This window comes from Chryseobacterium polytrichastri, from assembly GCF_900142445.1.
In the GTDB taxonomy this organism is placed as follows: Bacteria; Bacteroidota; Bacteroidia; order Flavobacteriales; family Weeksellaceae; genus Chryseobacterium; species Chryseobacterium polytrichastri.
Map to the genome: position 1 here is coordinate 117,069 of NZ_FRAV01000011.1, position 6,804 is coordinate 123,872.

The 6,804-nt window shown below is 30.6% G+C and carries 6 protein-coding genes; 5 read left to right on the plus strand and 1 reads right to left on the minus strand.

The window, feature by feature from the left end:
* Nucleotides 1-724 precede the first annotated feature (724 nt).
* Complete coding sequence (locus BUB80_RS09060) at nucleotides 725-2,338, minus strand: helix-turn-helix domain-containing protein (RefSeq protein ID WP_073292611.1); 1,614 nt, start codon at nucleotides 2,336-2,338, stop codon at nucleotides 725-727.
* Nucleotides 2,339-3,541: 1,203 nt separating this feature from the next.
* Here BUB80_RS09060 and BUB80_RS23990 point away from each other — a divergent pair.
* From BUB80_RS23990 to BUB80_RS09080, 5 genes are all read left to right on the plus strand, one after another.
* Entirely contained in the window at nucleotides 3,542-3,670 is a 129-nt protein-coding gene (locus tag BUB80_RS23990) for a hypothetical protein (protein ID WP_262484435.1), read from the plus strand.
* A 30-nt stretch (nucleotides 3,671-3,700) separates the two neighbouring features.
* Entirely contained in the window at nucleotides 3,701-5,140 is a 1,440-nt protein-coding gene (locus BUB80_RS09070; RefSeq protein ID WP_083547127.1) for a T9SS type A sorting domain-containing protein, read from the plus strand.
* Nucleotides 5,141-5,325: 185 nt separating this feature from the next.
* Nucleotides 5,326-5,625, plus strand: a complete 300-nt coding sequence (locus tag BUB80_RS09075; RefSeq protein ID WP_073292613.1) for a hypothetical protein — start codon at nucleotides 5,326-5,328, stop codon at nucleotides 5,623-5,625.
* Nucleotides 5,626-5,875: 250 nt separating this feature from the next.
* A complete protein-coding gene (locus BUB80_RS23605; protein ID WP_175549584.1) occupies nucleotides 5,876-6,019 on the plus strand; it encodes a hypothetical protein in 144 nt (47 codons plus the stop codon).
* Nucleotides 6,020-6,026: 7 nt separating this feature from the next.
* Nucleotides 6,027-6,332 (plus strand): hypothetical protein, encoded by a 306-nt coding sequence (locus BUB80_RS09080; RefSeq protein ID WP_073292614.1) that lies wholly within the window; start codon nucleotides 6,027-6,029, stop codon nucleotides 6,330-6,332.
* The last annotated feature ends 472 nt before the right edge of the window (nucleotides 6,333-6,804 follow it).

Genomic DNA, 6,804 nt, shown 5'->3' on the forward strand with positions numbered 1-6,804 from the left:
TTGAAATCCTGAGCAATATTACAGGGATATTTTGCGGTAAAAAAAAAGATGCTATCAGCAATTCTGTAATTCTGATACGAATTATTGTTATACAAATAAACACATCTGATTTACAGCATTTTACTCATTTCAACAAAAGATAATCAAAGGAGAAAATGATTAATATAATCAAGAACGAATATGAAATTATAGCCCATTTTAGTATAGTTATAGAGCAATAATTTTAGTGAAATTAAAATCTCACTTGTTCTTTGAGGAACATAAATAACAAAATCCATCGCAAGCAATGGATTTTGTTATTTAGAACTTGTCTAAACTTTTTATTTTAACCACAAAAGAGATAAAAGATTAGCATATTATTTATTTAAGTTCATAATGAACTGCAAACAAGAACACATAAGTTTAAAAAAATCTTTGATTTTTATTCTTTTGTAAGCTTTGTTTTCAAATAGTTCAACTTTAAATGATTCAATAATAGCTTTTGTATCTTTTGTGGTTAAATTTTTTAATTAGTTTAAACAGGCTTTTAGATTTGAGATGAGAATGTGCAAAAATTTCATCTATACATTTAAAAAATTACTCTCTGTTTTAGGTGCTAAATATAGAAGAGTTAAAATGATAGCTGAAAATTGATTTATTTTCGAAATGATAAATTAAGGATAAAAAATAACAAATTCTGTACTGGGCAAATGATATGAATTATCTGGCTTTAGACTAAGTACAATTAAATTTTATCTTCATTAAGACTCTGAATAAAATAAGAAGGTGTTACGCCGTTTATTTTTTTGAAAGCTACAAAAAAGACCTGAGGAGAAGAATATCCACATATTTCTGCAAGATGGCTAATTTTATAGCTTCGATACTTTGCTTCATTATATAGTTTATGAACGATATAGTTAATCTTTAAACTATTACTATAACTGCTGAAACTATGAGATTTTTTATTCTTAATAATTTCAGAAAGATATTTGGCGTTCGTATTTAGTTCGATAGAGAGCATACTGATGTTGAGATCTTTTCTAAGAAATCCTTCTGAATTTTCAAAGACTTCAAGCTGATTGAGAATTCTTTCTTCAGTTTCACTTGAAATAGTATTTCTGTTTGTATTGTTTGTATTGCTAACTTGTATTTTATTCGGTATTGGCTCGTGTCGCAGCTTTTCTATTATGTGCTCATAATTCTTACGTAGTTTCTTATTGTTTCTTCTCCAGATAAAGAATGCTGTTATTGTTGCAATGAGCGCTAAAAATCCAATGATAATTAATTGTTTATTGGAACTTTCTTTATGCTCATTGTCAACTTCCGACACCATTTTTGTTATTGTTTCGTTGGCATCAGTTCTATTCCCATAAGCTATACTGTCTTTTAAAATAGAATATTCTGTCATATAAAATTTAGACTTCTCTTTTTCTCCCAGCTCAAGATAAGAGGTTGCTAAAAACTCGAAAGACTCTACCCTATGTTCAGGCTCTCTGAATTGTTTTTCTAATTCCAAGGCGCGTATTGCATAATCAATCGATTTTTGATACTCTTTTTTCTCCATATAAAGCCAGCTTACCTGATTTAGAATCATAATTTTATTAGAAGGTGGTAAAGAATATTTTTTATCTTGATAAATACCTAATCCCTTTAGAAGATATTTTTCTGCTATCGCTAAGCCCCCTTTAATATTCTCACTTTGCTCCAAATAGAACATTCCTAAGCGCATATAGCTGAAGCCAACCATATCATACTTCACATCTTTACTTATTGCCTCACTATTATCATTGATTTGCTTTGCCATTTCAATGCTTTTATTATAAGTATATACTAGTGAGTCTCCTAATTTTTTGTTTTCAAATCGTTTGAGATTATACTGTAATCCCATATCTTGATAAAATTTAGATAAAAGATAAAACTTTGTACTTCTATCCTTAACCTCTTCTACATAATTTAGCGCTTTTTTGAGATCTTTTAAACTCGCATCAGCTAATCCCAAATACCCCAAAGCAATAGCATTTTTACTGTATATATTTGATATGTAGCCCTTAGTATCTTTTTCATTCTTTGCTACTATTTTTAGCTGATCTCCCAACTTAATAACCTCTTTGTTCTTACCTTGGCCCAAGTATAGTTTCATTAAGTAATCGCCACTAATTAAAATACCTAATTTATAATCTAAATTTTCAGATTGCGCTTTTAATTGAAGGAGACTAGCCTCCTTTTCTTTAAGATCAATATTAGTTGTTAATGAAATTTTTTTTAATTTATTACTGATTTCAGTTTCTGCAGGAGTACTTTGTGCAAAAGTAATATGAAAAGAAAAGAAGATAAATAGTAAGTAGAACTTCTGTTTCATCAGAATATGGTTTAGTTTTTTAAGATTTCTGGTTAGGATGAATTGTAGATCAAAAATACAATAATAGTATATTATCTAAGGATAAATTTTGTTAACCATATATTACAAGCAAAAAAAAATTTAGTTTACTCCTAATTAATTTAACATGAGTGATAATTATGAAAAAGGTACTCTCTTTATAACCATCAGCACTAAATTACTGAACAACAATAATATACCTTTATACAAAATGTAAAGCGATACAATATTCTAATCTATTGGACTTTGATGAAGTATTAATGTTATAAAAAGTCCTATAATTGCAATCCAATCCGAAATGGTTTAGAGATTAGTCATGTTATTTTAGTATAATTTTGTTATCAATCATCTCTCTATATAAATGTTCTATACCATATAGAGTTGTTTAATTTAATTGTGAATATATAATTTTGAATGTTATCATTATTTAGTAATATTCAAAAAGCAATTAACCCTCATTGCTGTTTTAGCATTCATTGCAATAATTACAGCATCCAGTAAACTAAATACCAATTCTAAATATCTCTCTGAAATTATTAAAACCAATAAATATAAGAGTTTCAGCAGCTACATTAATGGTTTAAAGATTAACTACATTGTTCATTAACTCTATAATGAAGCAAAGTATCGAAGCTATAAAATAAGCTATCTCGCAGAGGTCTGCAGATATGGATTGCCTCAGGTTTTTGTAGTCGCATTCAAGGTGTGACACCTTCGTATTTTATCCAAAACCGTAATGAGGATAATATTTAATAAGGATTCATTTTTTAATTTAAATAAGAGATTTAAACCCATCGTAATGTGATGAGTTTTAGATTTACTGAAAAAAATTCTGATTCATATCCTTAATCTAACAAAATGTAGCCCTATCTAATTTTCAATTTACACAGCAGAATCGCTGATTTAGTGATATCATTCTGGTTAGAAAACAGCTAATATTACTTACCAAAAACCGTTGTTTCAAGCAGTTTTTATTTATACGGTGAATCTACCCACCAATCCGTATGCAACTGAAAATCAAATACTCTATTTTGTAAAATAAGAATTCGTATCAGAATTACAGAATTGCTTATAACATCTTTTATTTAACTCTAAAATATCACAGTAATATTGTTCCCGATTCCAATAAGAATATTTCCTCTTACTTATTGAAATAAAAGTATAAAAAAACTAAAACTGTGAATGATGCAAAAGGACAAGAATCTAATTTTTCTTACCTATACGATTAACGAAACGGCAACACCAGGATGGGAGCTTCAGAATTTAGATGTTTTTGACCCTGCCTATTTAAAATCTATTCATTATAACAATTAAACATTTTACTAACCCAAAAAATTAAAAACTATGTTAAAAATTACATGTTTTGGAAACAAGTTGAAAACAGTAATACTTTGTCTTATGACAATCTTTTCGAGCTTCAGTATGGTGACTGCTCAGTGCTCCTTAACCGGATGGAAAAAGTTCTCACAGGGAGAAACCTTCAGTGTTGGTCTGAAAGAAGACGGAACGCTTTGGGTATGGGGGCAGAATATCAATGGTATCCTCGGTAACGGTTCTGGTACTACTACCATACTACAGTACCCAACCCAGATAGGAACTGATAACAACTGGACAGATATCTCTGTAGGGCGTTGGTTTATCTTGGCAAAGAAAACCGATAACAATCTGTACGGATGGGGAGACAATCAATATGGGAATTTAGGAAATGGGAATAATACCAATCAGTATTCTCCTATTATGATTTCTACAAACGTGAAATCTTTTTCAGCAGGATATCACCACACAATGATTGTAAAAAATGATGGTACAATGTGGGGTACTGGTTATAATCAATCGGCTGCCCTAGGTATGGGTACTAGTGTAGGATACTATAATACTTGGCAGCAAGAATCTTCTCTTGCTACAAACTGGGAAAAAGCTTCTTCGGGATATTACAATTCATTCGGTATTAAAACTAATGGCACATTATGGTCAGCAGGAACTAATGTGGAAGGACAAACTGGAACTGGCGCTACAGGTGGAGTATCAGTTAATTTTGTACAAATAGGAACAGATACCAACTGGAAAGATGTTTCTTGTGGCGTTTACCATGTATTAGGACTTAAAACTAATAATAAACTATTTGGTTGGGGATACAGCGCTAACGGAAGATTAGGAATTGTAGGAGCTGGAGCACAATACTTCAGAACTCCGCAGGCTGTAGAAGCTGCTTCAAACTATTCTCAGATCGCTACTTCTTGGGATGCTTCAGCAATCCTGAAAAATGATAACACGATATATGCATTCGGAATTAATCATAACGGGATCACAGGAGGGGCAGCTGCAGATACTAATAACTTGGCGCCTCAACAGGTAGGAACCAGTAATAACTGGAAAACTTTGGCATTGAGAGTGGGTGGTTTTCACTTCGGAGCAGTTCAGAATGATACTACAGTTTGGGCTTGGGGTGCAAATAACCTTTATCAGTTAGGTAACGGTGATGGCGCAACAGCACAGACAAGTGTTCCTACTCAGGTGGTTTGTTCTACATTTTTAGCTACCAATGATATCAAAGTGAACCAAAACAAAGTCAGTATATATCCTAATCCTGCTAAAGATATTATAAACATCAGCTCTCAGCAAAAACTAGATCAGATCAAAATCTACAATACAAGCGGAGTCTTGGTGAAATCTGCTTCAGATCTTAAGAATAAATCTGCGATCAGCATTTCAGATTTACCAGCTGGTATTTATTTACTACAGATAAATAATGAAACTCAGTCTTTCAAATTAATAAAAGAATAAGCATTTAGATTATTCAAAAAAAAAACAGCTTCCCATTTTTGGAAGCTGTTTTTTCAAAAAAAGGCACTCTGAAAATACGGTAAGCAAATGGCGGAGATTATAAATGAAGTAGGATTATTTCTTTGAAGTAAATTAATATCTAGGGATTTGCAAAAGCAAAAAAAACACCGACAAAATATTTAAATATGGGTAAAGAAATACAAAAACTCAAAAGGTTGATTGACGAAAATCTAAATAAGTCTAAAAATCAAATTCGAATGATTTTCGGAGTTCCGTCCAAAAAATCGGATAATGAAGTTTGGTTTTATAGGAAACTTCAGATCAGCCTTTTTAATGATGAAATAATATTCATTTTTGAGAATGACAAGGTGATAGATATTACTATATGCCAATATTTTCTTTGGTTGGAAATCAAAAACATCTATTATTTTGAAGCAGGTACTCCAGAATATAAAGAAGTTTCAGCCAAATTACGACGTCATTAATTACCTAGAAAAGTACATCGTAGCGGTTTAATTAGGGGTTATTATTACCTTATAATAAGGAGGAATAAAGCCCATACTAGCATTATTAATACAAAATCTAACAAAAATAAACGAATTTAGAGATGTAGCGATTGTAAATGGCCATTTTTTATTTCTAGATAGCCATTTGAAAGATATTATAGAGGGAAGATCTCACGATTTTCTTACATTGAAGTAGATTTAAATAGAGCTGGCAATTTCTCATCAACATATGACAGACCGTGTTAAAACACACACAGATAAAAGCTTAGGAGATTTAGAAGCAAGTGTTAAACAAAATAAACTAGAGCTTGGAACCGATAGTAAAGCAATTTCTCCGTGGGATTATAGAAAACTTAAACAATCATCATTATAAAAACACAATGGAAAATAGTATTCAACAAAAAATTCAAGGAATTGCAGAAAAAGTATTTTGGGAAAATAAAGATATAAAAGTAGAACTTAACAATTATTTTCCGGGTAACAAAACCATATCAATTCTTTTATCAGGTGGAAGAAATGTAATTAATGATCTACAAGTTTCGTACGCAAATGTATTTCAAATTGAAAGGTTTTATGATTTGACTAAAAATCTAATTTCCTATCAAAAAAATTGGAAAGAAAAAGTTAATATTACATCAGTTAATGATAATAAATTTACTCTTAAAATATGGTTTGAGTTAACTTAAAATAGAAGAACTAGCATTACAGTGCTAGTTTTTTTATCATTCTAATAGTCGTAAAAACAATTCTTATTTAAAATTTAAAGAAAAAGCCCCCTACAAAAAACTGCAGGAACTATAGATATAAAGTCAGCTGTTATTATTTTTTTCATACTCTTAAAGTTAAGAGTATAAAAATCCTGTCCTAACAAAGTTAGCAACTCCATTTTAATGCTCGTAGCACGAATGCGGCAGCTGAGTCTTTCAATGCCAAAATAAAAAACTTCAGATTACAACTGAGAGGTGTGCGAGATAAATCGTTTTTCCTTTTTAGATTATCTAAACTTTTTGGATCAGTCTCAAAAGTTGGGGAGAAAATAAAAAATGCTATTTTTGTATAATGCTAAATGATGCCGAACTGCTTAAATTATTTTTACCTGAACTGTTGATTGAATATTTTGAGATTGTAAAATTTGAAGAAGAAAACCAAATTCTACAT

What these genes read in the sequence shown, in the direction of transcription:
- BUB80_RS09060 (WP_073292611.1), bottom strand. Translation starts at nt 2,338, where the DNA reads ATGAAACAGAAGTTCTACTTACTATTTATCTTCTTTTCTTTTCATATT.
- BUB80_RS23990 (WP_262484435.1), top strand. Translation starts at nt 3,542, where the DNA reads ATGCAAAAGGACAAGAATCTAATTTTTCTTACCTATACGATTAACGAA.
- BUB80_RS09070 (WP_083547127.1), top strand. Translation starts at nt 3,701, where the DNA reads ATGTTAAAAATTACATGTTTTGGAAACAAGTTGAAAACAGTAATACTT.
- BUB80_RS09075 (WP_073292613.1), top strand. Translation starts at nt 5,326, where the DNA reads ATGGGTAAAGAAATACAAAAACTCAAAAGGTTGATTGACGAAAATCTA.
- BUB80_RS23605 (WP_175549584.1), top strand. Translation starts at nt 5,876, where the DNA reads ATGACAGACCGTGTTAAAACACACACAGATAAAAGCTTAGGAGATTTA.
- BUB80_RS09080 (WP_073292614.1), top strand. Translation starts at nt 6,027, where the DNA reads ATGGAAAATAGTATTCAACAAAAAATTCAAGGAATTGCAGAAAAAGTA.